The 26336-nt window shown below is 63.7% G+C and carries 29 protein-coding genes; 10 read left to right on the forward strand and 19 right to left on the reverse strand.

Annotated features, from left to right (window positions below; genetic code table 11):
• The first annotated feature begins 16 nt into the window (after window positions 1-16).
• Window positions 17-229, forward strand: coding sequence for a hypothetical protein (locus ACTXG5_RS15860; RefSeq protein WP_445159712.1), 213 nt, complete (start codon window positions 17-19; stop codon window positions 227-229).
• Here ACTXG5_RS15860 and ACTXG5_RS15865 read toward each other — a convergent pair whose 3' ends face one another.
• A complete protein-coding gene (locus ACTXG5_RS15865) occupies window positions 230-1987 on the reverse strand; it encodes a DUF3556 domain-containing protein (protein ID WP_445159713.1) in 1758 nt (585 codons plus the stop codon). It abuts the gene before it with no gap.
• Between ACTXG5_RS15865 and ACTXG5_RS15870 the strand changes: the two genes are divergently transcribed.
• Window positions 1949-3001 carry a class I SAM-dependent methyltransferase gene (locus ACTXG5_RS15870; RefSeq protein ID WP_445159714.1) on the forward strand — a complete coding sequence of 351 codons (1053 nt, stop codon included), beginning with the start codon at window positions 1949-1951 and terminating at the stop codon, window positions 2999-3001. The genes ACTXG5_RS15865 and ACTXG5_RS15870 overlap by 39 nt on opposite strands.
• Window positions 3002-3011: 10 nt before the next feature.
• On the opposite strand, the gene ACTXG5_RS15875 is transcribed toward ACTXG5_RS15870, so the two are convergent.
• Window positions 3012-3428 carry a cupin domain-containing protein gene (locus tag ACTXG5_RS15875; protein WP_445159715.1) on the reverse strand — a complete coding sequence of 139 codons (417 nt, stop codon included), beginning with the start codon at window positions 3426-3428 and terminating at the stop codon, window positions 3012-3014.
• Window positions 3429-3435: 7 nt separating this feature from the next.
• Window positions 3436-4143 carry a GntR family transcriptional regulator gene (locus ACTXG5_RS15880; protein WP_445159716.1) on the reverse strand — a complete coding sequence of 236 codons (708 nt, stop codon included), beginning with the start codon at window positions 4141-4143 and terminating at the stop codon, window positions 3436-3438.
• A gap of 109 nt (window positions 4144-4252) precedes the next feature.
• Between ACTXG5_RS15880 and ACTXG5_RS15885 the strand changes: the two genes are divergently transcribed.
• Window positions 4253-5554 carry an MFS transporter gene (locus ACTXG5_RS15885; RefSeq protein ID WP_445159717.1) on the forward strand — a complete coding sequence of 434 codons (1302 nt, stop codon included), beginning with the start codon at window positions 4253-4255 and terminating at the stop codon, window positions 5552-5554.
• Here ACTXG5_RS15885 and ACTXG5_RS15890 read toward each other — a convergent pair.
• Complete coding sequence (locus ACTXG5_RS15890; RefSeq protein ID WP_445159718.1) at window positions 5508-6188, reverse strand: PadR family transcriptional regulator; 681 nt, start codon at window positions 6186-6188, stop codon at window positions 5508-5510. The genes ACTXG5_RS15885 and ACTXG5_RS15890 overlap by 47 nt on opposite strands.
• A 69-nt stretch (window positions 6189-6257) precedes the next feature.
• Here ACTXG5_RS15890 and ACTXG5_RS15895 point away from each other — a divergent pair, with 69 nt between their 5' ends.
• The gene (locus ACTXG5_RS15895) at window positions 6258-7361 is read left to right on the forward strand and encodes an NAD(P)H-dependent flavin oxidoreductase (protein ID WP_445159719.1); all 1104 of its coding nucleotides are present in this window, start codon (window positions 6258-6260) and stop codon (window positions 7359-7361) included.
• Window positions 7362-7408: 47 nt separating this feature from the next.
• Window positions 7409-7810: a VOC family protein gene (locus ACTXG5_RS15900; protein ID WP_445159720.1), complete on the forward strand. Its 402-nt coding sequence runs from the start codon at window positions 7409-7411 to the stop codon at window positions 7808-7810.
• A 152-nt stretch (window positions 7811-7962) separates the two neighbouring features.
• Here the strand turns inward: ACTXG5_RS15900 and ACTXG5_RS15905 are convergent, their stop codons facing one another.
• Entirely contained in the window at window positions 7963-9582 is a 1620-nt protein-coding gene (locus ACTXG5_RS15905; RefSeq protein ID WP_445159721.1) for a GMC family oxidoreductase, read from the reverse strand.
• A gap of 130 nt (window positions 9583-9712) precedes the next feature.
• Here ACTXG5_RS15905 and ACTXG5_RS15910 point away from each other — a divergent pair, with 130 nt between their 5' ends.
• Window positions 9713-10330: a TetR/AcrR family transcriptional regulator gene (locus ACTXG5_RS15910; protein WP_445159722.1), complete on the forward strand. Its 618-nt coding sequence runs from the start codon at window positions 9713-9715 to the stop codon at window positions 10328-10330.
• Between the two features lie 3 nt (window positions 10331-10333).
• On the opposite strand, the gene ACTXG5_RS15915 is transcribed toward ACTXG5_RS15910, so the two are convergent.
• The 11 genes from ACTXG5_RS15915 to ACTXG5_RS15965 all read right to left on the reverse strand — a co-directional run bounded on the left by ACTXG5_RS15915 (window position 10334) and on the right by ACTXG5_RS15965 (window position 20017).
• A complete protein-coding gene (locus ACTXG5_RS15915; protein WP_445159723.1) occupies window positions 10334-11188 on the reverse strand; it encodes a GNAT family N-acetyltransferase in 855 nt (284 codons plus the stop codon).
• 137 nt (window positions 11189-11325) lie between these two features.
• Window positions 11326-11487: a hypothetical protein gene (locus ACTXG5_RS15920; RefSeq protein ID WP_445159724.1), complete on the reverse strand. Its 162-nt coding sequence runs from the start codon at window positions 11485-11487 to the stop codon at window positions 11326-11328.
• A gap of 40 nt (window positions 11488-11527) precedes the next feature.
• Window positions 11528-11794, reverse strand: coding sequence for a hypothetical protein (locus tag ACTXG5_RS15925; protein WP_445159725.1), 267 nt, complete (start codon window positions 11792-11794; stop codon window positions 11528-11530).
• 61 nt (window positions 11795-11855) lie between these two features.
• Window positions 11856-12098 carry an excalibur calcium-binding domain-containing protein gene (locus tag ACTXG5_RS15930; RefSeq protein WP_445159726.1) on the reverse strand — a complete coding sequence of 81 codons (243 nt, stop codon included), beginning with the start codon at window positions 12096-12098 and terminating at the stop codon, window positions 11856-11858.
• Between the two features lie 91 nt (window positions 12099-12189).
• Window positions 12190-12696: a DUF2505 domain-containing protein gene (locus tag ACTXG5_RS15935; RefSeq protein WP_445159727.1), complete on the reverse strand. Its 507-nt coding sequence runs from the start codon at window positions 12694-12696 to the stop codon at window positions 12190-12192.
• A gap of 75 nt (window positions 12697-12771) precedes the next feature.
• Window positions 12772-14439: an NRAMP family divalent metal transporter gene (locus tag ACTXG5_RS15940; RefSeq protein WP_445159728.1), complete on the reverse strand. Its 1668-nt coding sequence runs from the start codon at window positions 14437-14439 to the stop codon at window positions 12772-12774.
• Window positions 14436-15728 carry a magnesium transporter MgtE N-terminal domain-containing protein gene (locus ACTXG5_RS15945; RefSeq protein ID WP_445164444.1) on the reverse strand — a complete coding sequence of 431 codons (1293 nt, stop codon included), beginning with the start codon at window positions 15726-15728 and terminating at the stop codon, window positions 14436-14438. The genes ACTXG5_RS15940 and ACTXG5_RS15945 overlap by 4 nt, the downstream gene beginning before the upstream one ends.
• Window positions 15729-15984: 256 nt before the next feature.
• On the reverse strand, window positions 15985-16737 hold the full coding sequence (locus tag ACTXG5_RS15950; protein ID WP_445159729.1) for a sensor domain-containing protein: 753 nt from the start codon (window positions 16735-16737) through the stop codon (window positions 15985-15987).
• 178 nt (window positions 16738-16915) lie between these two features.
• Window positions 16916-17305: a DoxX family protein gene (locus ACTXG5_RS15955; RefSeq protein ID WP_445159730.1), complete on the reverse strand. Its 390-nt coding sequence runs from the start codon at window positions 17303-17305 to the stop codon at window positions 16916-16918.
• Window positions 17306-17342: 37 nt separating this feature from the next.
• Window positions 17343-18752, reverse strand: coding sequence for an FAD-binding oxidoreductase (locus tag ACTXG5_RS15960; protein ID WP_445159731.1), 1410 nt, complete (start codon window positions 18750-18752; stop codon window positions 17343-17345).
• A 134-nt stretch (window positions 18753-18886) separates the two neighbouring features.
• Window positions 18887-20017, reverse strand: coding sequence for an NDMA-dependent alcohol dehydrogenase (locus tag ACTXG5_RS15965; RefSeq protein ID WP_445159732.1), 1131 nt, complete (start codon window positions 20015-20017; stop codon window positions 18887-18889).
• Window positions 20018-20164: 147 nt separating this feature from the next.
• On the opposite strand from ACTXG5_RS15965, the gene ACTXG5_RS15970 reads away from it, so the two are divergent.
• Complete coding sequence (locus ACTXG5_RS15970) at window positions 20165-21340, forward strand: thiolase family protein (protein ID WP_445159733.1); 1176 nt, start codon at window positions 20165-20167, stop codon at window positions 21338-21340.
• Between the two features lie 90 nt (window positions 21341-21430).
• On the opposite strand, the gene ACTXG5_RS15975 is transcribed toward ACTXG5_RS15970, so the two are convergent.
• The gene (locus ACTXG5_RS15975) at window positions 21431-21988 is read right to left on the reverse strand and encodes a hypothetical protein (RefSeq protein ID WP_445164445.1); all 558 of its coding nucleotides are present in this window, start codon (window positions 21986-21988) and stop codon (window positions 21431-21433) included.
• Between the two features lie 182 nt (window positions 21989-22170).
• Here ACTXG5_RS15975 and ACTXG5_RS15980 point away from each other — a divergent pair, with 182 nt between their 5' ends.
• Window positions 22171-22902, forward strand: coding sequence for a 3'(2'),5'-bisphosphate nucleotidase CysQ (locus ACTXG5_RS15980; RefSeq protein WP_445159734.1), 732 nt, complete (start codon window positions 22171-22173; stop codon window positions 22900-22902).
• A gap of 63 nt (window positions 22903-22965) precedes the next feature.
• On the opposite strand, the gene ACTXG5_RS15985 is transcribed toward ACTXG5_RS15980, so the two are convergent.
• Window positions 22966-23421 (reverse strand): hypothetical protein, encoded by a 456-nt coding sequence (locus tag ACTXG5_RS15985; protein WP_445159735.1) that lies wholly within the window; start codon window positions 23419-23421, stop codon window positions 22966-22968.
• 108 nt (window positions 23422-23529) lie between these two features.
• Here ACTXG5_RS15985 and ACTXG5_RS15990 point away from each other — a divergent pair, with 108 nt between their 5' ends.
• Window positions 23530-24561 (forward strand): amidohydrolase family protein, encoded by a 1032-nt coding sequence (locus tag ACTXG5_RS15990; protein ID WP_445164446.1) that lies wholly within the window; start codon window positions 23530-23532, stop codon window positions 24559-24561.
• Between the two features lie 3 nt (window positions 24562-24564).
• Here the strand turns inward: ACTXG5_RS15990 and ACTXG5_RS15995 are convergent, their stop codons facing one another.
• Window positions 24565-25470 carry a haloalkane dehalogenase gene (locus ACTXG5_RS15995; protein ID WP_445159736.1) on the reverse strand — a complete coding sequence of 302 codons (906 nt, stop codon included), beginning with the start codon at window positions 25468-25470 and terminating at the stop codon, window positions 24565-24567.
• Between the two features lie 115 nt (window positions 25471-25585).
• Between ACTXG5_RS15995 and ACTXG5_RS16000 the strand changes: the two genes are divergently transcribed.
• On the forward strand, window positions 25586-26314 hold the full coding sequence (locus tag ACTXG5_RS16000) for a DUF2652 domain-containing protein (RefSeq protein ID WP_445159737.1): 729 nt from the start codon (window positions 25586-25588) through the stop codon (window positions 26312-26314).
• Window positions 26315-26336 lie beyond the last annotated feature (22 nt).

Here is a 26336-nt window from a genome sequence, read left to right on the forward strand (position 1 = left end):
GGGATAATCACATCGCATGGCCACGTTTCGAGCTATCGACCCGCATGGCGAGATAGTCGCAGCGAAGGATTTCGACAGCGCAGAGGCTGCACACGCATGGTTTATCGACACCATGGGGGATAGTTCTGAGCTGGGTTGGCGCATGGAAGTCGATGACAACGGCGCATGGGCGTTCTTCGATGACACCGGAGGTTTCACCGCCCCGGCGAGCCGTCGTCCTCCCAGCTAGTCACCGCTTGGCGGTGTCGCCGCCGTGTGTCAGGTGGACGGGGAACTGGTCGCCGGGCTCGGGCCAGGGCTGACGCGTCAACATGTCCTCGACGTTGACGTAGCCTTCCTCGATCACGCCGGTCTTGGCGTCCGCGATGCGATACCACTGCCGTTGGATGTGAATCGGTTGCCCTTCCAAGATGACCACCCGGACGTCGCCCTCGTCGAAGTGGCAGCGTCGCTGCAAGGCCTCCAACAGTTGCTCGTTGTGTAGATGGCCTTCGCCGAAGTTCCAGCCGACCAGGGGGCCGGCGACGATTTCGCCCTCGCGCATCCGGTAGTCGGCTTCGTTGTCGACGGCGCGAGGCAGCAGCCCATTGAGCGCGCGACCGTGAGTGTGCATCGATCGAAAGGCGCCGGCCTTGTCGATGGTGATCTCGGCAGTCGCCGGGTCGTAGAGCTTGGCCAGTTGCTTGGCGGTCAGCGCGGAGCTTTTCACGACGTTGGCTTCGATCTTTTCTTCGGCACCCGCACGGAAGCACCACACGCTGGTCGCCCAGTTTCCGGCGTAGTAGCGCATCGCGGGCAGGAACGAAAACTGCTGGGGGAAAAAGTTTCCCAGGATTGGCACCACGGCGAGCCCGAGCAGAAGGATGGCGAGCAATAGCGGTGACTGCAGGTCGGTCACGTGAATCGCACTGTAGTGCCCGAATAAATAGAACAGCGAGAAGATCAAGAACACGTTCCACTCCAACGGAACTCCCATCGGGAGGTTGGAAATGATGTTGAGGTGGAAGATCACCATGAAGGCGATCAGGTACCACGCCCAGTGGTGACCGTCCGCAAAGAAGACCAGAACCAAGGGCACCAGGAATTCGGCCGTGGTGCCGCCGACGTGCGCCATGGCCTTCGGCACCCACGAGGGACGCAGGTCGTTGACCGGGTCGCGGTAGAGCCGGTGTTTGACCCGGTTGAACAATTTGCTCCGCAGTAGTGGGTGGTTGCTCGTCATCACTGCCACGACGTACGGGAAATGATGGTTGAGCTTGGAGGTCGCCGCACCCCACCACAGTGCGAGCATGATGATCTTGAAGCTTGCGATCTGATCGGTGAAACCGAAGAAGAATACGAACAGGGTCAGCCAGTAGTGTTCGCCGCGGGCCGCAAGGAACACCGTTTTGTCGCGCAGGCCCAACACTGCCAGGGCGATGATCGCGGGCACCAGCAAAACCGGATTGAGCAGACCGACATCGCCGGCCGGGGTGACGGGGCCGCCACGTCCCGCGGACAGCAACGCCCAGGTGCCGGAGACCAGCACGATGACGTAGAGGGCCACGTCGATGATCGTGCGAGAATCGCCCCGCGTGAAGGGAACCACACGCGGCCAGGGTGGCAAGCGAATCGTCTTGGGCCGCAGCCAGAATAGGAAGCCGCCAATCGGAGGCCAGAACCTCGCCGTGAGTGGACCGGATCCGCAGCCCAGGCCGAGCACCTCGAACAGCAGGGTGAAGACGACGACCTTCTGATACACGATCGGCTGCGTCCACCACATCCCGATTTGATCCAGCCCGCCCAGGCCGGGGGTTAACGAGATGACCGCTGCGGCCCCACCCGCATATGCGGCGATCTTGAGCACATAGAGCAGATAGATCGCCGACGGGGTGCCGAAGCCGTGGTCCACCCAATGCCGGGTCACCACTTGCATCCTCGTGGACCGGGGCAAAGTGGGCCAAGTGTCGTGATCGACGTCTGGAAGGTCCGGCGTGATGAATCCCATGATGCCCCGTTCCGCGTTGAACCCAGTAGGCGAATTATCAATGTATCGCAGCACGTCGACGGCCAACATTGCCTTGCGCCGACGTCGCGAATCCGCGGCAGCCACTTCGCGTGGCGATCTGGACGAAGCGCGCAGAGGTGTCGTTTCGAGGATCAGCTTGCGGCAGAGTTAGATGGCGTGTTCGACGAAGAAACCCAGGCGAAAATGGCTGCGAACATACGCAATTGGGATGCTCGCGCCCCGATCCACGTGGGTAGTGACTTCTACGGAATCGGCGATCGTGACCCGATGAGCTGGTTTGCTCCTTTCGAGTGGAGTGATCTCGGAGAGCTGCAGGGGCGCGAAGTCCTCCACCTGCAATGCCATTTGGGCACGGAGACAATGGCATTTGCGCTCAAAGGTGCTCGCACCACCGGGCTGGATTTCTCGGGTGCCTCCGTGCACGAGGCGCAACGCATCGCGGGCCAGGCCGGCCTACCAATCGAGTACATTCACGCCGACGTTTACGACGCCGTTGCGGCGGTGGGATCGCAGCGGTTCGACATTGTCTATACCGGCAAGGGCGCCCTGTGCTACCTACCGGATCTGGCGGTATGGGCCCAGACGATATCCGGCCTGCTGAAACGCGGCGGCTTCCTGTACCTGGTGGAGTTCCATCCGCTGTTCAATGCGCTTGGTCCTACTCGAAAGCCTGGTGTGCCAGACTATTTGATCATCAGGCACGACTACCTTGGTGGGCGTGGGGTCGTCGAGCGCGACAGCACTCACAGCTACACCGACGGTCCAGCGCTAGCTGGTGACACCGTGCACTACGAGTGGTCACATGGCTTGGGCGAAGTCATCACCGCGATCACGCAAGCCGGTCTGGCCGTCGAAAGCCTGACCGAGACGGAACTGCTGCCTTGGCGCCGCTGGGCGCTGATGGTGCAAACCGGTGACGGGTGGTGGGCAATGCGCGAGAACGAGCCCCGATTTCCGGTCATGTACGCCCTCAAGGCAAGCAAACCTCGTTGATGCCCCCGCATCAGGCGACGGGCGGGCCAAGGATCAGGCAGCCGAATTGCGCAGCGAGCTCGGGGATCTGCGCAGCCGGGGTGTCTTTTACTCGGTAAGCAATCTGTTCAAACCCTCCCGGTGTGAGGATGGCCAGGAGTCTGCTTTCCGCCGGGTCGACGTTCCTCCAGCTGTGCGGCGAATTACGGGGCACCGTGATGCGGGTCCCCGGAGTCGCATCAAAGAGTTCGTCGTCGACAGCGATTCGATATCGCCCGGAAATAATCAGGAAGTGCTCGTCCTCGTTGCGATGCAGGTGGGTCGGGACCGCGCACCCCGGGGCGGCCACCGACTCGATGATCGCGTACGCACCACCGGTGGTGCGGCTGTCGACGCGAATTGCTTGTCGCTCACCCTCGGCACCGTCGAGCCAGATATCAGGATTCATTGGCGGATTAGTTCCCCTCGGAAAGGAAACGATAGAGCAGTTCCCCGGTATCGAGCAGATGAGTGGTGACCAGCGACTGCGCTGTCTCAATGTCGTTCTGGCGCACGGCTTTAAGCAGCGCGGCGTGTTCGCGGTCGGATCCGCGCTTGTACGACGGCAGTCCGAACTTGAGCCGGAGATAGCGTTCGCCGCGCCCATGCAGCGTTGCGATCATTTCGAGCAGTTGGGGCCGCGCGGCGGGAACGTACAGGCTCAGATGAAAGACCTCGTTGCGGGCAACGTACAGCGACGGATCCGTTTCCTCTGAGGCCGCCTTACAGAGCGCTGCGGCGTGCCGCAGCGAGGCGGGCGTGTGAGCGGGTATGGCCAGTCCAATGGCGAGGCTCTCGAGCGCGGCGCGAATCTCGTAGATTTCTCGCGCTTCACCGGCAGACAGCGGCGCAACGGTGGCACCCTTGTTGATCTCGGCCTTTGCCCAACCTTCGCTTTCGAGCTGGCGCAAGGCCTCGCGGACCGGTATCGCACTGACCGAGAATTGCCGCGCGATCGCATCCTGGCGCAACGGCGTGCCTGGTGCGAGGGTGCCGTCGACGATCGCCGCGCGTAGCGCGTTCGCGATCATCCGCGACGTGCTGCCCCGCTCTGCCAACGACACCGACGCCGGTAGCGCAGCCGCCGGCTTCGGCAGGGAGGAATGGCCCGTTGCGTCTCGCATCACTATATTATATATAATGTGACGCACGGCATCGGGACAATCGCAAAGAAAACCGGGCTCGGCGCCGCCGCGAGTTTATGAGCAACTGTCTGCCGGTCGGAGGCGCGAGATGAGTTCAACCACAGAGCAGGCGGTGCCCGTGCGCCATCGGACGCCGCTCAATCGTTCTCAGATCGTCGGATTCTGGGGGGCTTGGACCGGCTGGACCCTTGATGGCATGGATTCGTTCATCTACGCGCTGGTGCTCACGCCCGCGCTGACCGAACTGTTGCCGCACTCGGGGTTCGCCGCAACCCCGGCCAATGTCGGGCTCGCGGGATCGATCCTGTTCGCCCTGTTCCTCGTGGGCTGGGGTCTTTCATTCATCTGGGGCCCGATCGCCGACCGCTTCGGGCGAACCAAGGTGCTCGCGGCGACGATCTTCATCTTCGCGATCTTCACTGGCCTTTCGGCCATGGCACAAAACGTCTGGGAGCTTGGCAGCTTCCGTTTCATCGCGGGTATTGGGATCGGCGGGGAATGGGCGCTCGCGGGGACTTACGTGGCTGAGGCGTGGCCGGAGGACCGGCGCAAGATGGGCGCGGGATATTTGCAAACCGGCTATTACGCCGGCTTCTTCTTGGCCGCGGCACTCAACTACACGATCGGCGTCCAATTCGGCTGGCGTGCAATGTTTTTGACCGGCGCGGTGCCGGTTGTCGTGGCGATTCTGATCCTGCTGCGAGTGAAGGAGACCGAGAAGTGGCAGCGGGCCGAGGAGGACCGCACGCCACGGGTAAACCCGTTGCGCGAAATCCTCGGCGCGCGCTACCGGCGTCGCACGTGGGTGGCATGCGCGCTGGTGACGATTGCGATCGTGGGCTTGTGGGCGGGCACGGTATACGAACCGACGGCCGTGATTCAGCTGGCGCAGAAAGCGGGTCTGGGCAAGAGCGACGCGACGAAAACCGCGTCGTTTGCCACCGGCCTGTTGTCGATCGGGACCATCCTGGGTTGTCTTGTCTTGCCCGTGATCGCGGAGCGGATCGGACGCAGGAAGACGGCCGCCTTCTATTTCGCGGGGATGGCGATAGCGATCACGGGCAGCTTCGGCTGGGCGTTCTACCTGCCCCATGGCCTTGCGCCGTTTATCGCGTGGTTGTTCGTGCTCGGCTTCTTCGGCGGCAACTTCGCGCTCTTCAGCCTCTGGTTACCCGAACAATTCGAAACGCGGGTGCGTGCAACGGCGTTTGCGTTCTGCACGTCGTTCGGCCGTTTTGTCGGTGCCGGCGTGAACTTCTTACTCGGCGCGGCAGTACTGCACACACATACGCTGGGCTGGCCCGTTGCGCTGACGGCGGTCGTTTTCGTGATCGGGATCTTCATCATTCCGCTGGCGCCGGAGACCCACGGCGAGGTGCTGCCACCGTAGGGGAGTCGTCGGCATACTGGGTGGGCCAATCGGAGGTCAGCGCATGGGTTGGCACCTTCGCTCCGGTTGCGCGGGTGACGCCGGTCCACTCGGCGAGCGCGTCGTCGGCCCAGCGGGCCCAGCGGATAACCGCCTGGTATTGGCCCATAAGCAGCTTGCCGCCGATCGCGGCGACGGGCAGGCGGTCCGGGAATGGGCCGCCGGTGGTTTCGAATTCCTTTGTTCTACTGAGAATTTCAGCGAGCCGGGCCTCGGCGTCGGTCCGGATCTCCTGTACCGTCGCGCGGAACTGACTTACGTCGCCGGCGTCGGCGAAGGCCACCTTGATCATCGCTTCGAACTCCAACCGCATCCCAGTGGCGGGCGTATCCAGCCAGTCGCGTAGCGCGGTGCGTCCGGCGTCGGTGATTTCGTACACGGTGCTCCGCCGTTTACCCGTGAAGGTGACCTGCGAGACGGCCAGGCCGGCGGACACCAGCTTCTTCGGCTCCTCGTAAATCATGCTGGCGGCCCGGGGCCAGAACCAGCTCAGCGTCCGCTCCATCTGTTGCGCGAGTTCATAAGTCGTGAATGGCTGGATAGAGAGCAGCCCGAGTATCGCGAAGGATGTCGGGCTCGGATGCTTGGGAGACATGGGTTGACAATACTCCAGATCGGACTACAGTGAACTATACTCCGATATGGAGTATAGAGGGGAGAAGCCATGCCTGACTCGTCTGGCGATTCGGCAATCGACGGCGACCATCCGGGCGCGGTGGTCGTGCCACCAGAGGCGCCCGCCCTGCAGACCCGGTTGACCCGCGAATATGGCCTCCGGTATCCGTTCGTCGGAGCCGGTATGGGGTTCATCGCGTACGAGCGGCTCGCCGCGGCGGTCACCAATGCCGGCGGTTTGGGGATGCTCGGAGCATCCCCGGATCCGGCCGAAAGCCTGGCGGTCATGGTAGAACGATTGCGCGCCTTGACGTCTGGGCCGTTTGGCGTAGACCTCATCTGTGCCGACACCGGCCTCGGCCCGGCCAGCACAGACGCACACATCGACGAATGCATCCGGCTGGGGGTTCCGCTGGTCGTATTTCACCATGATCCACCGCCGGCCCGCTGGGTCAGCGCTCTGCGCGCGGCGGGAATACGCGTGTGGATGCAGGCTTCCTCGCCGGAAATCGCCGCGACCGCAATAGGATTCGGCGTCAGCGGAATAGTGGCCCAGGGCAGTGAAGCCGGTGGTCATGCCCGCGGACGCATACCGTTGCACGCGTTACTGCGGATGATTCGCCGCAACTGGCCCGACATGCTGCTGCTGGCGGCAGGTGGCATATCCGACGGCACCGCCGTAGCCGCGGCCTTACGGGCGGGCGCCGAAGGAGTGTGGGTAGGCACCGCCTTGGTCGCGGCCGAGGAAGCCAACGCTCATCCGGAGTACAAGCGTCGACTCGTCGATTCGCCCGGCAAGACGTTGCGCACCAATGCCTTCGGGCCCGAGTGGCCCGACCAGCCCTACCGGCTTCTGGCGACGCCCGCGGTGCACAGCGCTGAGGGAAGTACCGACCAGCCCAGGCACGACACAATCGGTCAAACGCGGTTGTTTCCTCATTCGGCAAATATGGCGTATGACATGCCGCTCAGGTCGGCGTTGCCGCCCACACCCGAAACCAGCGGTGATTGGGAGTCTATGGCCTACCCGGCCGGCCAAGGGGTGAGCGCGGTTCGAAGCATCGCACCCGCCGCCGAGATCATCCGGCAGATGATGAGCCAGGCGTGCGTCATACTCAGGACGGAACACCCGTCGACCCCATTGACCGGATGAACTCGACGCCGAGCCAGTGCCATCTCGACCAGAGTTCAGGGGTTTCAATGCCAAATTTCAGCAGGGTGTCGCATATTTCGTTCTCCGTGCATGACGCCGAGGCCAGCGCCCGATGGTGGGCCGCGCTGCTCGACCTCACCGAAATCGACCGGTCCGCCGGCGACGGGTGGCGGGGTATCTTGCTGCTGCATCCGGGGACGCGGACCATCGTCGAGTTCCAGCAGCACGACACAAATCAGGGCGAGACGTTCGATCCGCGACGTACCGGGTTGGATCACATGGCGTTCAAAGTCGACACGCGTGGCGAACTCGACGAGTGGCTGGCACATTTCGAGCGGCTCGGCGTCAGTCACAGCCCGATCGCCGAGCGCGAATACGGTGCGGTCCTGACGTTCAAGGACCCCGACGGCATTCAGTTCGAAATGTTCTTCAAGCCCGACCATCCGTAAACGATGGCCGATCACACCAGCGGATCGGATAGCTATGTGGGGACCACGGTTCGGTCGTTGGTCTGCACACTTGCTCTGCTGGCCGTACTTGTTGTGGCAGTGGTGTCGGTGTGCGGTGTGTCCTGATCTGGGGGAGTAGCCCTGCCGAGCCGTCAGCAGCGGACGTCGCGGTTCGGGCGCCGGGAGTTCTTGATGTGATCGGCGGCTTTTTCGGCGATCATGATCGTTGCGGCGTTGGTGTTTCCACTGATGATCGCGGGCATCACCGAGGCGTCGACGACCCGAAGTCCCTCGACGCCACGAACTTTGAGATCGGGATCGACAACTGCTCGTTCGTCGACACCCATCGCGCAGGTGCCAACCGCGTGGTACTCGGTCTGCGACCAGTTTCGCGCATGATCGGCGAGGGCGGCCCGGTCTGGGTTCGACTCGGCGGGCAGGTTCACGCCCTTGACGAACTTTCTGAACGACGACTGCTGTGCGATCTCGATGGCCGCGCGCAAGCCCGTGACGACGTCGTCGAGGTCGGCCGGGTCGGCGAAGTAGGACGGGTCGATACGGGGAGGCTTTTGCGGATCGGAGGAGTCCAGCCAGAGCCGGCCGCGACTGCGCGGGTGAGTCGCGGCAGCATTCATCGTGAAATTGGGCAGCGGTGGGCTGAAGCGGCCATGATCAACGAATGACGTTGGTCCGCCGATGAATTGGATATTCGGGATGGCGTCGCCGTTGGTGGACACGAACCCTCCCACTTCGCCACCGTTGGATGTGAAGGGACCGCCGCGCCGGTTCTGCCAGAGCGAGAGGTTTTCCGGGTTGGCCATCTCCAACAGATCCGTAGAGTCCTGAGTCGCCCAGACAATCGGGGTTATCGTGTGATCGTGCAGGTTCTCCCCAACACCCGGGAGGTCTGCGTTGACGTCGATGCCAAGTGCGCGCAACTGATCGGCCGGACCGACACCCGACAAGAGCAGCAGCTGTGGGGAGTTGATGGCCCCACCGCAGAGAATCACCTCGGCCCCGGCATAAGCGGTCGCCTCCGTGCCGTCGTGCACGTAGCAGACACCGGTCGCGCGGCCTGCGTCCATAAGAATCCTGGTCGCATGGGCGTTGACCTGCACGGTGAGATTGGGTCGCGCGAGCGCTGGCCGCAGATAGGCATCGGCACTCGACCACCGCCATCCTTGATGGCAGGTGACTTGGTAAGCCCCCGAGCCGATCTGGGATGCGCAGTTGAAGTCCTCGGTGCTGCCCAGGCCCCATTCACTCGCCGCGCCGACCCAGTTGAGCGAGAGGTCATGCGTGAACATCCTGTCCTCAACGTGCAGGGGACCGTGCTGACCGTGCAACGGTTCACCTAGTCGGCTGTTGTTCTCGGCTTTGATGAAGTACGGCAGCACGCTGTCGTAATCCCAGCCAGCGCAGCCGCGTTCACTCCACCCGTCGAAGTCAGCGCGGTTTCCGCGGATGTAGACCATCAGGTTGATCGACGAAGAACCACCCAGCGTCTTACCGCGGGGGTAGATCATCGATCCCTGATAGTGCGTCTGCTGTTCGAGGCGATAGTCCCAGTCGACTTCCGACCCGAACAGCGAGCCGAAGATGGCCGGTACCCGAATGGCGTCCAGCGTGTCCTCGGGGCCCGCCTCAAGCAGAAGCACCTGAACCGACGGGTCCTCGGACAGCCGATTAGCCAGCACGCATCCCGCGCTACCGGCACCGACGACGACGTAGTCGAACGAGTCGTGTGTTGAGAGTTTTGATGAAGATGTCATGCGCTGAACCGTACAACTATCTGAGGGCAAATACAATCAGATGATGAGTGTCCTCACATTGTGAGGACACAAGTACGCAGGTTGGCCTACCATTCAGGATGGTGGGACACGTGCAATCAGAAAGCGTTGAATGAGGGATTACGACGGCAAGACCGCGGCTGAACGGGTCGCCGAGCGCCGCGCGCGATTGGTCGGCGCAGGCATCGAGTTGTTCGGCGAACATGGCTACGCCGGCACATCCATCCGCGCTGTGCTGCGTCAAGCGGGTCTGCGCGATCGGTATTTCGGTGAGAGCTTCGCCGACCTGGACGCGCTGCTGGCGGCTGCCTACGACCAACTCATCGACGAGGAAGTCAGTGCTTGCCGCGTCGCGATCGACGCCACCACCGGCGCCTCGGACGGGGCGCGGGCGATGATCGATGCCATCGGCCGCTTGCTGGAGGGCAATCGCGGCCACGCGCGCATCAAGCTTCGCGAGGTGTTTTCCGGCGGCGCAATGGTTCGAGTCCACCGCCAAGAAGGGCTTCGCAAGTTGGCCCAGCTCGTCGCCGACCTGCTGCCCGAGGCGGACGGCGCCGATGACCGTGACCGGCTGCTGCTCGGCCTGGGCGTGGTAGCCGCGGGCGACGTATATCTACTGGCTTGGCTGGACGGTGAATTGGATGTGTCGCGCCAAGAGGTGGTCGACCTCGTGACGCAGGTATTCGATTCGGTCGCAGCCGGTATCGCGGTCAGGCCGTCGCGGTAGCCGTCAATAGCCGATCGATGCCAAGAAGGACCCGCGTGGCTCTTGGTAGTACCCGAGTGTCATCAAGTTCAGCATGTAGACGATCCGCAAGCCCTGGTCGAAACACCATCGCAAGAGTTCGGCGTTGCGCAACGGGACAAGGAATCCATTCCAGGAGAACTCGTCGGCGCTGGCGATCAGCGCCGTCAAATCTTCGTTGCTCACCGCAACGGAGTGGCCGGTGAAGCCGACCCCGGTCGTGTATCCGGTTATTTGGCCGTCACGCACGACGATCCTGGCCGATCCGTGAGCGATCGCATCACGCAATTCGCCACTTCGGTCGTGACCGTGCACCTGTAAGCAGAGCTTGTCGCACTCGGCCAAATCCGAGCTTTGAGCATTGCGCACATCAAACCCGTTGAGGCGCATCGATAGTGGCTTGCCCTGGATTGCCGCGAGTGGTTCACGGGTCTGAAAGCCGAGTTTGGTATACAGGCTCATCGAACGGTTGTGATACGCGACCTGCACAAGGCGCACCCCTAATGCCTGCCGCTGGGTGCTTCGGTCCAACACGGCCTGCATCAAGGCGCGGCCGACGCGGCCGTCCTGTACGTCGGAAGCCACGCTGACCGGGCCCACGCTGAAAATGGCCGAACGTTCGTCGAGAAAGTTGCTGCCGATGACCCGATCATCGGATTCAGCGACGACGCTGAAATATTCGGGGTGCGACTGCAACGCCTGGACGAGCTCGTGAGCATGTTGTACCGAGGGGAAATCCGACGGGAAGTTATGTCGGGCGGCAATCGCGTTGAAGGCTTTGTAGCAGATAATCGCGCACTCGTTGGTGTCTGCCGGTGTCATGGTGCGTATGCGGGCCATCTGGTGTTCCTTATCCGTCGCCGTCACTCACGACGTAGATTACCCACCCGCTGACGATCAAATACCCTCTGACTGAGAGTCTCTCGTTCATACGAAAGAGCCGGCGCCTAACCAGGTGGGTGCGGCACCACGAGTGTTTAGCTGCCCGGCCCGATCACGAAACAGCGACCGGTATTCGTGGTGAGCAGTACCTCTTGCACCGACGACTTATCGATCGTCGGGAATTCGAAGCGATGCGTTTGTTGGCCGGCTTCGATGTTGGCGTCCTGGGACTCGTTGGTGCCGTCCTTCTTACGCACTACCGCCGTGACCTTGTCGGGCTTCGAAAGGTTCTGCGGCTCATGGAAATACCATATTTCTATCCCGGTTCCAGCTGAATTGGCCTGCCAGCCATCGGAGTAGTAACACCCTGGATTGCCCTCGGCATCCGGCGGGGGAGGCGGGCAGATCGATAATCCAATGCATGCCGGCGTGCTGCTGGTCGCCGCCGGCGAAGCGGCCGTGCTGGATGACGGGCTGGCAGAAGCGGTCGTGCTGGTGGTGGTCGATGGTGCCGTGGAGCTCGAACCGGATGTGTTTGAGGGCGACGGATGTGGCGAGCCGCATGCTGCAACGCTGACGCAGGCCATCGCGGCGAGCGTGATCAGTCGGAACATGAAAGTCCTCATCAGTGGCACACTTCGCAGGCGATGCCGTCATTGTCGCGGTCCAGCGGGGGGCGATAACCCGGCTGCCCGCGGTAGATCGGAGCTGCCCCGGCATCACATGCCGCCCGGCAATTCGGGTAATAGACGTTCGAACCCGTGGTCGGTGCCGGCGACGGGGTGGTTGTCGACGGGGCGGCATGGGCCGTCGGCGATCCCGCAATCCCCAATGCAATTGCTCCCACCGCGAACACACGACGAATCATCGGTTTAAGCCTCCGTTTAGTGAAGCGGCGTTGGTTGCTGACGACTACAGAGCTAACACCTCGACGCGTTCGTATGGCAAGGGGCAGGTGGTCAGGCGTTTTCGGCGATCCAGCTGGTGGTAAAGCGTTGTACCGCGGGAATGCTCTGGGCCAATCCGGCTCCGAGCGTCTTCTCGAGTTTGCCGCCCACCAACGGGATTTTGACTTCCACTCGCACGGTGAAGCGCAATTGCGTCCCGCTGCCGGCGGGCTCCAGCCACGCCTCGGAGCGGCCCGATCCCACGCCGGGGGAAGTCGTCACGTCGACCTGCCCGCGTACCCGACCGTCAGCGGCCGCTTTCCACGTCTCGCTATGCACGAGTTTCAGGTTGCCTGGCGCGAATCTGGCGACCGGGCCGGGCAGTAGCTGGCGACCCAGGTGCTGAGTGACGCGCACGGTTGCCGTGCCGTCGGCGTCGACGATCAGCGAATCCAGTGTGGTGGTGGCGGCGTTCCCCAAGGCGATTCGGGCCAGCCAGTAGTCCTCGCGGCTGAACGCGGCGTGGATCTGTTCAACGCTGGCGGGCGATTGGGTCACGACGTCGAATGTGCGCGGCATAGCACAACATTCTTACCAAAGTCGCGACCGTCGGGGTCGCGCTTATCCCGAATGCCCTCCGACGCTCAGGCGGACTCAGCGGCTGAGCTGGATGGCTTTGACCACCAGCAACAGCGCCCCGACGACCAGGTAACCACGCAGTGCGATCATGCCGAGTCGAGTGCCCGGCGACCAGGTGACGGGCTCTAGCAGGGCCAGGGGTGGCATCCGCCAGGTGTTGCGGTCGACGGGGCGCGCCGGGCGTGTTGCCACCGGCGGCGCGGGTTGGCGGCGGGCCATCCAGCGCAGCATTGGTACTGCGGCGGCGGCAAGTAGGGCCAGGGCCACGGCCAGATAGGTGGCTACAGCGACTACGTCGATGTCGGGAAACAATGTGGTAGTCATCAGGATCCCGGACAGCAGCAGCAGGGTCGCGACGATCAGCCCGGCGAGCCAGTTGAGCCAGGTCCGATTAACCCACGGCCCCAACACTTCCGGGTCGTTGCATAGCAAGAGCAGAAACACGCTGGCGCTGGGCAACAGCAGACCGGCGAGGGCCTGCACCCCGGTGGTGATCAGCCCGAGCGGTGCGCCGGGGATTAACACAATCGCCGCGGCCAATGCCACCATCGCCGCGTAGGACACATAGAACTGTTTGGCGTCGGCAAAACCACGGTGTAGCGAATGCTTGAGACCGAACACGTCGCCGAACGCGTAGCTGGTCGCCAGGGTCACTGCGGCGGCGCCGATGATCGACGCGTCCAGCAGCACGATGGCAAACAGCGAGCCCAGCACCCCGCTGTGTTGGCCGAGCAGGTGGGCGATGGCGCCGGCGTCGGTAAAGTTCCCCACGGTGTTGGTGGAACGCGCCGCCCAGTCACCGGTCATCAGCAACGCCGCGGCGCCGACCACCACGACGAAGGCGCCCAAGACGGTGTCGGCGCGTTCATAGGCCATGAACCGGGGTGTGATGCGTTTGTCGACGATATTGGACTGCTGAAAAAACAGCTGCCAGGGTGCCACCGTGGTGCCGACGATAGCGATGATCAACAGCACGGCATCTGAGCTCACGCCACCCGAAATGCTCGGCACCACAAAAGACTTCGCCGCATGCACCCACTGCGGGTGTGACATCAGCAGCATCGGGATCTGCGCCAAGGTGATGGCGATGAAGATGAACATGGCGCGTTCCCAGCGCCGGAAGCTTCCGCTTGCCATGATCGCGACCAGCGCCACCGCCGATATTGGCACCACAAGGTATTTGGAGACACCGATGTAGTCGGCGGCCAGGCTGATACCGATGAACTCGGTGACGATCGTCAAGAAGTTCAGCAAGAACAGGTCGCCGACGGAAAACCAGCCCCATCCGCGACCGAAGCGTTCGTTGATCAACCGGGCGTGCCCCACCCCGGTGACCGCGCCGAGTCGCACCACCATTTCCTGGTTGACGATGAGTACCGGGATCAGCAACAACAGCACCCACAGCAGCGAATAGCCGTAGTTTTGGCCGGCCTGGGCGTAGGTGGCCACCCCACCGGCGTCGTTATCGCCGACCATCACGATGATCCCGGGGCCGACGATAGCCAGCAGGGTCAGCAGCCGGGTCTTCAGCGTTCGAGGGTGCTCAGCGTCGCTGAGTTTGATGCGACCGAACGCGCCTTCGATATCACCCAGGTGCGCGGAGTCGAGCACCGCGGTGCGCTGTGGCGCCTCCTGTTCCACCGGCGCCTCGGCGCTGCCGGTGTTGTCGTCGCCCGAGGTCACCGCGCTTCACCTCCCGGCACACGGGCGTTGCGGTCATCACCGGGTTGGGCGATTTCGCGGATCGGACGTGGGGCAGGTTCGCGGCGGCGCCAGTCCTCGGGGATGGTGGCCTCGAGCACGTCGTCGACGGTGACCACCCCGAGCACGCGATCCTGGTCGTCGACGACGGGGATCGAGTAGAGGTTGAAGTCGGCCATCAGCAATGCGATGTCCGTCAGGTCGGCATCGGCGCTGACCCGCACCGGGTCGGAATCCATCAGCGCCCCAACGCTTTCGCCGGGCTCGGAGTGCAGCAGTGCGATTATTGACACCACACCGGCGAGGTGTTTGTCGTCGTCGAGAACATGCACCTTGATCAGCGCCTCCGGCTGTATGGCGCGGGCGGCAACGATCAGCGCCAGCGCCTGGGCCGCGGTCGCGGTGGCGGCGCAAGAGACGAAGTCGACGTTCATCAGCCCGCCGGCACTTTCCGGATTGAACCCCATCAAGGTGATCACCTTGGTGCGCTGCGGTGCGGGCATCAGATCCAGCACGCGACGGCGGCGCGACTGGCGCAGGTCTGCGATCGCGTCGGCGGCGTCGTCGGCGCGCATCCGGCCCAGCAACGCGGCGACCTCGTCGTCGGGCATTCCGTTGAGCAGCCGGCTGGCCTTCTCCGGGTCGAGTTCTTCGAAGACATCGGCTTCCAACTCCGGGTCGCTGCGGACCCGGTCGAGGATCTCGCCCCCTTCGGCTTTGTCGGCTTCCTCGAGAAGATCGGCGATCTCGGCGGGCTTGAACCCGCCGAACCGATCGGACAGGCGGCGCACGGCATCGGTGTGTGCATGACCGATCAGCGGCTCGAATGCCTTCCAATCGCGCCCCGCATGCCCCGCGGAACCCTTGATCAGCCCGAACAACCTCGGCGGGCGACGCGTGTCCAGGCGCGCAAGAACCCACCCGCCGCCGGTATCTTCCAGTTCGACGTCATAGCCGCGCACCAGCTCGACCGCCGCCACATCAATCAACCGGTGGCCCAGCACGTCGGCGCGCAGCAGCACCTCACCGTCGCGGCGCTCGAAGCCACGAAGATCAATCTTGTTCTTGGCCAACACAATCCGGTCGGCAGCATACTCGTCAATGGATACGCTGCCGATAAAGACCTGCCGGGTACCGACCTCGGCCACGATCCCGGTCACCAGCGGATACTCGTCGGCGCCGCGTAGCCGGACAATGACGTCATCAACCCGGCCCACCGTCTCGCCGGAGCGCGCCAGCACCGGAGCGTGCAGCAGCTCGGAGAGATGGATTACTGGCCAGCCGTCATGCTCGGTGGTCGTCTCTGATGTGCTCACTGGTCCTCCTCAACGCTGTGCCGTGGGCGCCCGCGCGCGGACACTCCAGGTAATGCGAGGCTATTTGTGAGTTCGGCCTAAAGCCAGGCTTCGGTGAGCTAGAACCCACAGGTAAACGACAGATGGCCGTCGGGGATACAACAGGTTTGGCCGCCCGCGATCTAAACCTGTTGTGCGAGTGGCTAAATCGTGGGCTTGGCGACGGAAACGGCTACTGTTTGTCGACTTTGCCGGCGATCTGATTGGCGACGCTGATGCCCGCGTCACCCGGATCCTTGCGGCACGCCTCGGTGTCAATCACGACGTTGTTGCGTACGGTGAGCGCCCGTTGACAGCTCTGGGACATGCTGTCACCGCCCTTGCTCAGCGACACGCTTACGGTCGTGCTCAATACGCCGTTGGCGTTGGTTACCGGCCCCACCTTCCACTTAATTTCGGGACCGTCCGGTTCGGGGGGCACGGTTTCCTGGCGGTTAGCGCAGGCCGGCCAGCGCTGCGATGACGTGGTGAAGAAGGCACTTGCCTGCTGGGCGGTGGGAAACAACACCACAAATTGGGTTATCTCCGGGTCCGGGTCACTCGACGCGGGAGCAGCGGCAGTGTCACGTTCGCCGTGCACCGTGGTATTGCCGCTGCCGGCATAAACCGGCGTCAAGCCCTCGCCGGTGATGTACAGGCATTCGGCAGGAAACTTGTATCCCTTGGGGAACACGTCGGTGGTTTTGTCTTCTTGCAGCGTCTCAAACGTTTTGTCGTTCTTGGAACCCGTGACCCCCAGCGCAGTGTCGACCTCGGGCAGAGTCAGCAACAGACTCGGTAGCGCGGCCTGTGCGACGGGAGGCTTCGACGAAGTCGTGGTTGTGGTCGACGACGACGACGGGGTGCCGCCACCGTTGCTACCGCCGCAGGCGGTGACCAAAATCCCGGCAGCGGCGACGGCGACGGCGGCTGGTAGCTGACGCATGATTGAGTGCCCTTCTGATGGAGTCGGGTGGAGCATACGACAGCAACGCAGGTCGCGGGGCGTTTGTAGACAGCGAACGACGACCGAGCGACATCGCCCTGGATCGCTGCCGCCGACTCGGCTTCGATACCCGCGGCGTCAAACCGTTCGATACCGCTTACGGTTTAAGGGGATTCGACTAGCTGTTGCGGCGGATCTTCAGCGCCGTGGTGATCATCGGGACCTGCAGCGGCAGGCGCGCCAGCGCGACGATGCGCATCGGCCACGACTTGCTCCACCACAGCCGGCACATGTTGACGTTCGCGGGGAAGACCCCGACGAACAGCAGGGCAGCCAGTGTCGCCGCCATCCGACGGGTTCGCCGGGGCACCAGCAGCGCACCTGTGGCGATCTCGACGACCCCAGAGGCGTAGGTGTAGAAGCGCGCGTCTCCCGGCAGCTCGGCGGGGACGATGTCGTCGAACGGCTTGGGCGCCAGGAAGTGGACGGTACCGATGCCCACCAGCATGGCTGCGATGCGGTATGCGGTGGTCTGGACTTCGCGCTGAGCTAGGGCTGTGGTGGTCATGTCCCCATTGTGCTCATGCCCGGCGAACGTCGGGGAACTACCGTCCCGTCGAGGGTGGGATGTTGGGGTTTTTGGCGAAGATGTTCTCCGGGTCGTATCTGGCCTTGATGGTCTTCAGTTTTGCGTACTTGTGCTCGCCGTATACGTCCCGTACCCGATGGTCATCGTCGACAGCCATGAAGTTGGAGTAGAGACCGCTGGTCTGCCATGACTTCGTTGCTGCGAAAGTCCCACGCACCCAGTCGATATAGGGCTGCCCATCCCCGCCGTCGTTCCAGCGGGTAAGCACGTTGATCGAGTGATCGGCGTGCCGGTCGGGGAAGGCGGCGTCACGTTCATCGAGCCGATCCTGCGCACCGTGCTGATACGTGACCTCGATTACCGAGGGCGTGGAGGGCATGATCTTCGCGGACTCGATCAACGATTCGATACATCCCTCACTGAGGCGCCCGAGGTAGCCCCCTTTGGTGTAGTTGCACGCACCCGCTGCCAGTGTGGTGTCGTTCATCGACTGCAACTCCAGGTACGGCATCGTCTGGAGGTCGCCGGACAACTTCGGTGCACCCCTCCACAACTCCTCGTTGACGGCGCGGGCATCCCGGGGGTCGCCGGTCCAGACGCTGACTAACACGCACACCGGCGCCTCGACCTGATCCTGCGGCCCGACCGCCCGTTGCAAGAAAACCGTCGCCTTGAGGTCGTCGGTAGAACAGCGCATGGTGCGCTCGTAGTGGGCGATCGCGGCCGCGGCCTCCTCGATGCTGAACATGGCGACGCCGACAGGCATGGCTGTTCCTACTGGATGTGCGGCGAACTCGAACTCGGTCACCGCCCCGAAATTGGCGCCGGCGCCGCGTAACGCCCAGAAGAGGTCGGGAGTTTCCTGGGCGTCGGCGGTGACCACGCTGCCGTCAGGCAGTACCAACTCAGCGGCGAGCAGGTTGTCGCAGGTGAGACCGAACTTGCGGGTCAGCCACCCCATCCCGCCACCGAGTGTGAGGCCGCCGACGCCGGTTTGGGACATGACACCCGCGGGCGTCGCCAGCCCAAAGGGCTGTGTTGCGCGGTCCAGATCGGCGAGCAGGCAGCCGCCCTGCACTCGTACCCGCCCGATGTCGGGTTCGACCTTGACCCGCCGCATCGCGCTGAGGTCGATGACCAGTCCATCATCGATCACCGAGTGTCCGGCGAGGCTGTGTCCACCGCCCCGCACCGCAAGTTCGACGCCATGTTCACGGGCGAACGTTATGGCGACGGAGACATCGCTTTGGTTTGCGCAGCGCACCACCGCAGCCGGGTATCGGTCGATCATGTGGTTCCAGATACGACGTGCGCGTTCGTATTCCTGACACGCTGGGGAAATGACGTCACCCGTCAACTGAGAATTCAGCTGGGCGATTTGCCGGTCGGTAAGGATTGCGGATTGACCCGCGGCGCGTTGCGCCATCTAGCCACCACCTGCCAGTGCGAGCGATTCCGTTGGCTGTGGGAGCCACAGACTAATACTAAGTACGTTGTGCCCCAACATATTTCCATGTTACACAGCGACTCAGCCGCGGGTGGGGATGGAAGCCGAGATGCTTACCTGCGGTCGGCGTCGGTGAATCGGATGATGCCGCGGATATTTCGTCCCTCGAGCATGTCGCGGTAGCCGTCGTTGATCTGGTCGAGGCGGTATTCGCGAGTCACCATGTCGTCGAGATTGATGTGACCCATCTGGTAGAGCGCCAGTATCGCGGGGATGTCGTATTGCGGGTTGCCGCCGCCGAATATGCTGCCCTGCAGGCTCTTCTGCAGCAGTGACAGCCCCGTGAGGTTCAAAGTGCATTCGTTGGCCATCACGCTGGCCATGCCCGTCAGGACGCATTTGCCGCCCTTGGCCGTCAGCCCCATCCACGACTCGACGTCCTTGCCCTCCACGTGGCCGACGGTGACGATCACCTTCTGGCACATGAGACCTCGCGTCGCCTCGGCAATGCCGGCGGCCGCGCCGGCGACGTCGGCAAAGGTCTCCGTCGCGCCGAACTTGAGCGCCTGCTCGCGTTTCCATTCGTAGGGGTCGACGGCGAAGATACGTCGGGCCCCGGCGATGCGGGCGCCCTGCAGCGCGGCGACGCCGACGCCGCCGATCCCGATGACCGCCACGTCGTCACCCGGCGTAACCGCGGCGCTGCGCACCGCAGAGCCGTAGCCGGTCGTCACCCCGCAGCCCACCAGGCAGGCGACGTCGAAGGGGATGGTGGGGTCGATCTTGACCACCGAGGTCTGGTGCACGACCACGTACGGCGCAAAGGTGCCCAGCAGCGACATCGGAATGACGTTGCGGCCCTGCGCGGTGACCCGAAACGACCCGTCGGACACCGACTGGCCGGACAGCAGGCCCATACCCAGGTCGCACAGGTTGCGCAGTCCGGTCTGGCACGGCTGGCATGTTCCGCAGGACGGGATGAATGACATCACCACGTGATCGCCGACGGCCAGATTCTCGACGCCCTCGCCGACCTCGGTAATGATCCCGGCGCCCTCGTGACCACCCAGCACCGGATAGCTCGGGATGGGGAAGTCGCCGGTCATCAGATGGTGGTCGGAGTGGCACAAGCCGGCCGTCTCCAACTGGACGGTCACCTCACCGCGACGGGGATCGCCGATCTCGATCTCGTCGATCGACCACGGCTCGTTCAATTCCCAGACCAGCGCACCTTTTGTCTTCAACGGTTGGCCTCCGCCTTTACCCGGACCGCTTAATTGTTAGCGCCGTCACAGAGCCCCGGCGTACCGAACTTAGACCATTACTATTGCCAATACAGTATTTGATACGATTCGCGTCGTCTGACCGCCCACCGCAGTGAGGTTGAGAACATGGCTACACCCGTAATCGTCGGAGCCGCCCGGACCGCGATCGGCCGTTCGTTCAAGGGGACGCTGGTCAACACCCCGCCCGAGACGCTGATCACCGCGGTGCTTCCTGAGATCGTGCGCAGGTCGGGTGTCGACCCGTCGGACATCGACGACATCATCTTCGCCGAATCGCATTACGGCGGCGGCGATTTGGCCCGCTATGCGGCCACCGCGACCGGCCTGGACCACGTTCCGGGTCAGTCGGTCAACCGACACTGCGCAGGTAGCCTCACGGCCATCGGCAACGCGTCGGCACAGATCGGCTCCGGCATGGAGCGGGTCCTCATCGCCGGCGGCGTGCAGTCGCTGTCGATGACGCCGCTGACCAACTGGCGCATCCCGGGCCCCGAGCTCAAGTTCGAAGAGCGCTGGATGCCGCCGACCCACGTCGAGACCCCGGACGCGCCCGCTAAGGACATGTCGATCACGGTGGGCTGGAACACCGCGCAGGCAGTCGGCATCACCCGCGAGGAGATGGACGCCTGGGCGGCCCGTTCACACGAGCGTGCCATCGCGGCCATCGACGCGGGCAAGTTCGTCGACGAGATTCTCCCGTTGAAGATCACCCAGATTGACGGATCGGTGGTCGACTTCTCCGTCGACGAACACCCTCGGCGCGACACCACCATCGAGAGGCTCGCCGGACTCAAGGTGCTGCACCCCGAGATCGAGGGCTTCTCGATCACCGCCGGGAACAGCAGCGGCACCAACGACGCCGCCGCGGGCGTGGCGCTGGTGGACAAGGATTACGCCGCCGCTAACAAACTGAATGTGCTGGCGACCGTCAGGGCCTGGGCCGCCGCGGGCGTGGCGCCCAGGGACTGCGGCCTGGGCGCGGTGAAGGTCATCGGCAAGGTGCTACAAAGGGCCGGTTTGTCGCCGGCGGATGTGGCGCTGTGGGAGATCAACGAGGCGTTCGCGTCGGTGCCGATCGCGGCCTGCCGCGAGTACGGCCTCGACGAAGACAAGGTCAACTTCTCCGGTAGCGGCTGCAGCCTTGGCCACCCGATCGCGGCGTCGGGCGCCCGCATGATCACCACACTGGTCTACGAGCTGGCCCGCCGTGGCGGCGGCATCGGCGTCGCGGCCATGTGTGCCGGCGGCGGCCAGGGCGGCGCCGTCATCATCGAGGTCTAATCTTCGTCACGCCGAACGTGCTCTCACGGCGAGTTTTCAGCGATTTTTTCGCACTGAGAGCACGTTCGGCGCGCCTTAGATGCAGAAATCTCAGTTGCAAAAGGTGTAGCCGATGAATTCGGTGTCGCCGGTAGTGCTGGGCGAGTAGTCGACGTAGTGCACCGCCGGCATCCCTTTGTACTGGGTGTCCATTTTCTGGGCGGTCGGTGGCGGGGCACCTTGCGGAAAGGCCAGGATCATGTCGTTAAAGATCTTGAGGCCGACCTGGCAGATGGCGTCACGGCGCGGCGGCTGCGCATTCCACGCATGAACGACGACCGGTTTGGTGATCTGGGAGCCGGTGGCGCAATTCGGATCGCACAACTTGAAAACTGCCGTGCCGCTCCCATCGGCGCCCTGCGGGCCCCACGAACTCCATGACATGTCTTGCAGCGCAACGGCAACGCTCGCGCAGCCCAGGACATTGAGCTTTTTGGGACGCTCGCTCGGTTGGGCGCCCGGGTTGTAGCAGCCCGGAATGGCGTAGCTGTCGGGTGGGGCCGGTGGTTGGCTGGTGGATTGGGCCGCCGTGTTGTGCTGACCGCCGGTCAGTTTCACACCGGCGAAGATCAGCGCACCGACCACCAGAAGGGCCACGACGATGACGATCACTGTTAGGCGCCCCCGCCGCAGCCCGCTCGATAACGAGACGTTGCCGCTCACGTTCTCCAGGTTATGTCAGAAGTCGTATGTGGGGCGCCGACCGCGCTGAGTATCGCGGCACGGTAAATTTGGTCAACGCTACCAACATAGGGAAGTATCGAGACCTCGCGACGTGTTAGGAGTAACCGATGAATGACCACGCACTGGCCGCGCGGTTGGCCACCGAGGCGGGGCAGCTGTTGCTCGGCGTGCGCGACGAATTCGCCGATGCCGAGGCGAGCGAGCGGAAGGCGGCGGGGGACAAGCGATCCCACGACTTTCTGATGCAAGCGTTCGCCAGCGAACGGCCCCAGGATGCGGTGCTGTCCGAGGAGGGCGCCGACGACCCGGTGCGATTGCGTTCCGAGCGGGTGTGGATCGTCGACCCGCTTGACGGCACGCGCGAATTCTCCGAGCTCGGGCGCGACGACTGGGCAGTGCACGTCGCGCTCTGGCAGGCCGGTGAACTCGTGGCCGGTGCCGTAGCGCTGCCGGCCCAGGGCGTCACGTTGTCGACCCCCCAGGTTGATGCGCCTCCCGCCGCGCCGGCCAAACCACGCATCGTCGTATCGCGCACCCGGCCACCGGCTATCGCGTTGGCGGTTCGCGACGCGTTGGACGGCACGCTGGTCGAAATGGGTTCGGCCGGAGCCAAGGTCGCGTCAATCGTTCAAGGCTTGTCCGACGTGTACGTCCACGCCGGCGGCCAATTCGAGTGGGACTCGGCAGCACCGGTGGCGGTGGCTCGCGCCGCTGGTTTACACACCTCGCGGATCGACGGTTCGGCTCTGGTTTACAACCGGCCAGATCCTAAGTTGCCAGATCTGGTGGTCTGCCGTCCAGAGCTCGCCGCAGCTGTTCTTGCCGTGACGGGCGGCTGACTCCGACCGGCTGGCGGTCGAAGCTGTATCGATCGAGATCGCCAGGCGTGTAATAGATTCCGGTCACCCTTTCCGGCTACGTGGTCGGCGCCGGCGGCCCTTTGCCTCATCCGTCCACTCCCTTTCGACCCGTCCGATCTCCAGCGAGAGCAGCATCAGAGTCGGATTATCGCAGTGGACTTCGTGAGCATTGCGGAACTTTGCCGCGTCGCCGGTGGCGGGCAGGTGCGGCCGCAAGCCCTCGAACCACTCGTCGCCGACGACATTCGGTGGATCACCAGCGCGAGGTCCGCAGCCCCACTGCCGGTATGCGTCTCGTGCCCCGGCCAAGCCGGCTCGCCACTGTTGGACTGCGTCGCAACGCTGTGAATGCAGGTGGATCCTCATCTGATGCCTATGGTTCGTCTTTTCCGCCATCCCGGGGAGCAGGTTGTCGGCGGCCGACTTGGCAACGCCCGCCACGCCCACGGCCCCTGCGCCCACGACCGTGGCCATCAGACCCATCGTCATCATGTCCATGCGCTGATCGTTCCACTCAGGGGCAAGCGATGGCCAGGGAATGCCCCATTCAGTCGACGTGGGCGTTAGCATCTGGTCCACACAGTGACGGGAACTCAGGGGGCCGGGATGCTGCGAATCGATACTCACCACCACGCCATCCCCTCCTTCTACCGAAAACTGCTGGTTGACAAGCTGATTGGCGAAGCCGGTGGGCGCCTCTTTCCGGAATGGAGTCCGGAGACGTCGCTAGCGACAATGAGCGAACTCAACATCGGTACGGCGATCCTCTCGGTTTCCACGCCGGGCACCGCTTTCCTGTCGAGCACCGCCGATGCCGTTGCGCTTGCACGCGACATCAACGACTACCTTGCCGATCTCGTTCAGGTCCAACCTGATCGGTTCGGGTTCTTCGCGACCATTCCCTTGCCGCATATCGCGGAGTCCGTCGACGAGGTCGTCCGGTCGCTCGACGAGCTAAACGCCGACGGCGTCGTGCTGCTCGCCAGCAACGCTGGGGTGTACCTCGGCCAGGACGGACAAGACGATCTGTTCGCCGCGCTGGATGCGCGTTCGGCGGTGGTGTTCATTCACCCGGCCGAGCTGCCCGGACCCGGTGTGGACGGCATTCCACCGTTCGCCGTCGACTTCCTGCTCGATACCACCCGCGCTGCGTATCTGCTTGTGCGCAACGGGATCTGCCGCACGTACCCGCATATCAAATTCATTCTCAGCCACGCCGGTGGATTCGTCCCCTACGCGTCGCATCGGATGGCCGTCACCATCATGGGCGACACCGGACGCAGCCTGACCGACATTCTGGATGACTTCACCGGTTTCTACTTCGACACCGCGTTGTCCTCGAGCGCCGCGGCGCTGCCGAGCCTGCTCGCATTCGCCAAGCCCGGGCATGTGACCTTCGGTTCCGACTGGCCATTCGCCCCGGTCGCGGCCGGAAAATTGTTCGCCGCCGGCTTGGAAACCTACCCCGGACTCAACACCGGCGACCGCACGGCGATCGAGCGCACTAATGCGCTCGGGCTCTTCCCCCGTCTCGGGACGGCGGCACCGCCGGCCGCCGGGTCAGCGGTCGATCAGGTGCGTCACGCGGTCAGCAGAGCCGTCATGCGTGGCGTCGCGCGACTAATCAACACCCGGTGACGGTCAAAGCAGGGCCTTCTGCCAGGAGAGGACGCGTTCGGCCAGTTCCGGTCCGCTGTCCTCCTGGATGAAGTGACTCGCCTTGATGCGAGCGTGCGGTTGGCCGGCCGCGCCAGGGACGTGCTCGATCAGGGGACGGTCGGCTTGCCCCAGGATCGGGTCGTGAGCTCCGAAGATGGCCAGAAAGGGCTTCTCCCACCGGCCCAAGGCGTCCCAAGCCGCCCGATTGGCCGGAACGGCCGGATTGTCGGGTGAGGTCGGCACCAACTGCGGAAATGCACGGGCCCCGGCTTGATACGTCTTGTCCGGGAATGGCGCGTCATAGCCGGCCCGCACTTTGGGCGGAACCCTGCGGACCGTTCCGGCCGAGACGATGCGACCGGCAGGCAGCACGGGGGAGTAGCGCGCAAAGGCCCGCCACGCCACGAACCCCGGAGAGGGCCGCCGCTGGGCCGCGGGCAGAAAACCATTCGCCACCACCACGCGCGCGATCCGATCGCTCTGCTCGGCGGCGATGCGCAGACCGATCAGCGATCCCCAGTCCTGGACGAACAGCGTGACTTCCGTCAGCCTGAGGCGCTCGAACCACGCCGTCACCCACTCGACATGCCGCAGGTAGGTGTAATCCTCGATCCGGCTGGGCTTGTCGGAGCGGCCAAAGCCGATCAGGTCCGGCGCGAGCACGCGGTTTCCGGCCTCAGCCAGCGGCGGGATCATCGTGCGGTACAGGTAGCTCCAGGTGGGTTCGCCGTGCAGCAGCACGATCGGCGGGCCATCGTCGGGTCCCTCGTCGAGAAAGTGCATCCGCACCGGCGGCGAGTCGCTTGCCGTCACGTCAATGTAGTTCGCTACGAACGGATAGCCTTCCAAGTTTTCGAATCGGGAGTCCGGGGTTCGCAGCACATCCATATTCAGCTCCTCCGGTGAACGGGCACCCCTGCAAGCCTCTCCCCGCAGAGCGCCTTTCGTCCAGTACGAGATTTCATTGGGGAAGAACCAGGTAGGCCATTAAACTAGCGAAATCATGGCCATCCGTCGCGCCGTCCTGCTGATTGCCGACATCGGCGGCTACACGGCCTACATGAACTGGAACCGGATGCACCTGGCGCACGCCCAGCAGACGGTGGCGCAGCTGCTGGAATCGGTCATCGACGCAGGTAAGGGCCTGAAGCTGGCGAAGTTGGAGGGTGACGCCGCGTTCTTCTGGGCGCCGGACGGTAATGCCAATGCGCTGGTGTGCGATCGGCTCTGGCGCATGCGCGAATCGTTCCTCGTTTGCCGGCAGCGGATCAAAGCCGACATCGGCTGCGAGTGTGCGAGCTGCGCTCAGCTCGACAGCCTGTCGCTGAAATTTGTCGCGCACGAAGGGGAAGTGGCCGAGCAACGGGTCAAGCGTCACGTCGAACTGGCCGGCGTCGACGTGATCCTGGTGCACCGGATGCTCAAAAACCTGGTACCGGTGCCGGAATACGTGCTGATGACCGATCCGATAGCCGCGTGTCTGGACGTCCCGATCCGCGAGCTTTCGAGGCCGCTGACGCACGATTTCGACGGCATTGGGGAAACGTCGACGCATTACATCGACCTCGCCACGTCGCAGGCGCCACCGGCACCGCCACGGCGCGGTTTCTTTGGGCGGCTGGGTACGACGACGAAGTTCGAGTTGAGCACGGTGCCGTTCCTGCTTGGCTTCAAGAAGCCCGCCGAGGGCTTCCGCAATCTGGGTCGCGGCGCGGAGGAAATCCCCGCTTAGCCGAAAAGCCTTGTGATCCAGG

The sequence above is a fragment of the Mycobacterium sp. Dal123C01 genome, from assembly GCF_052566995.1.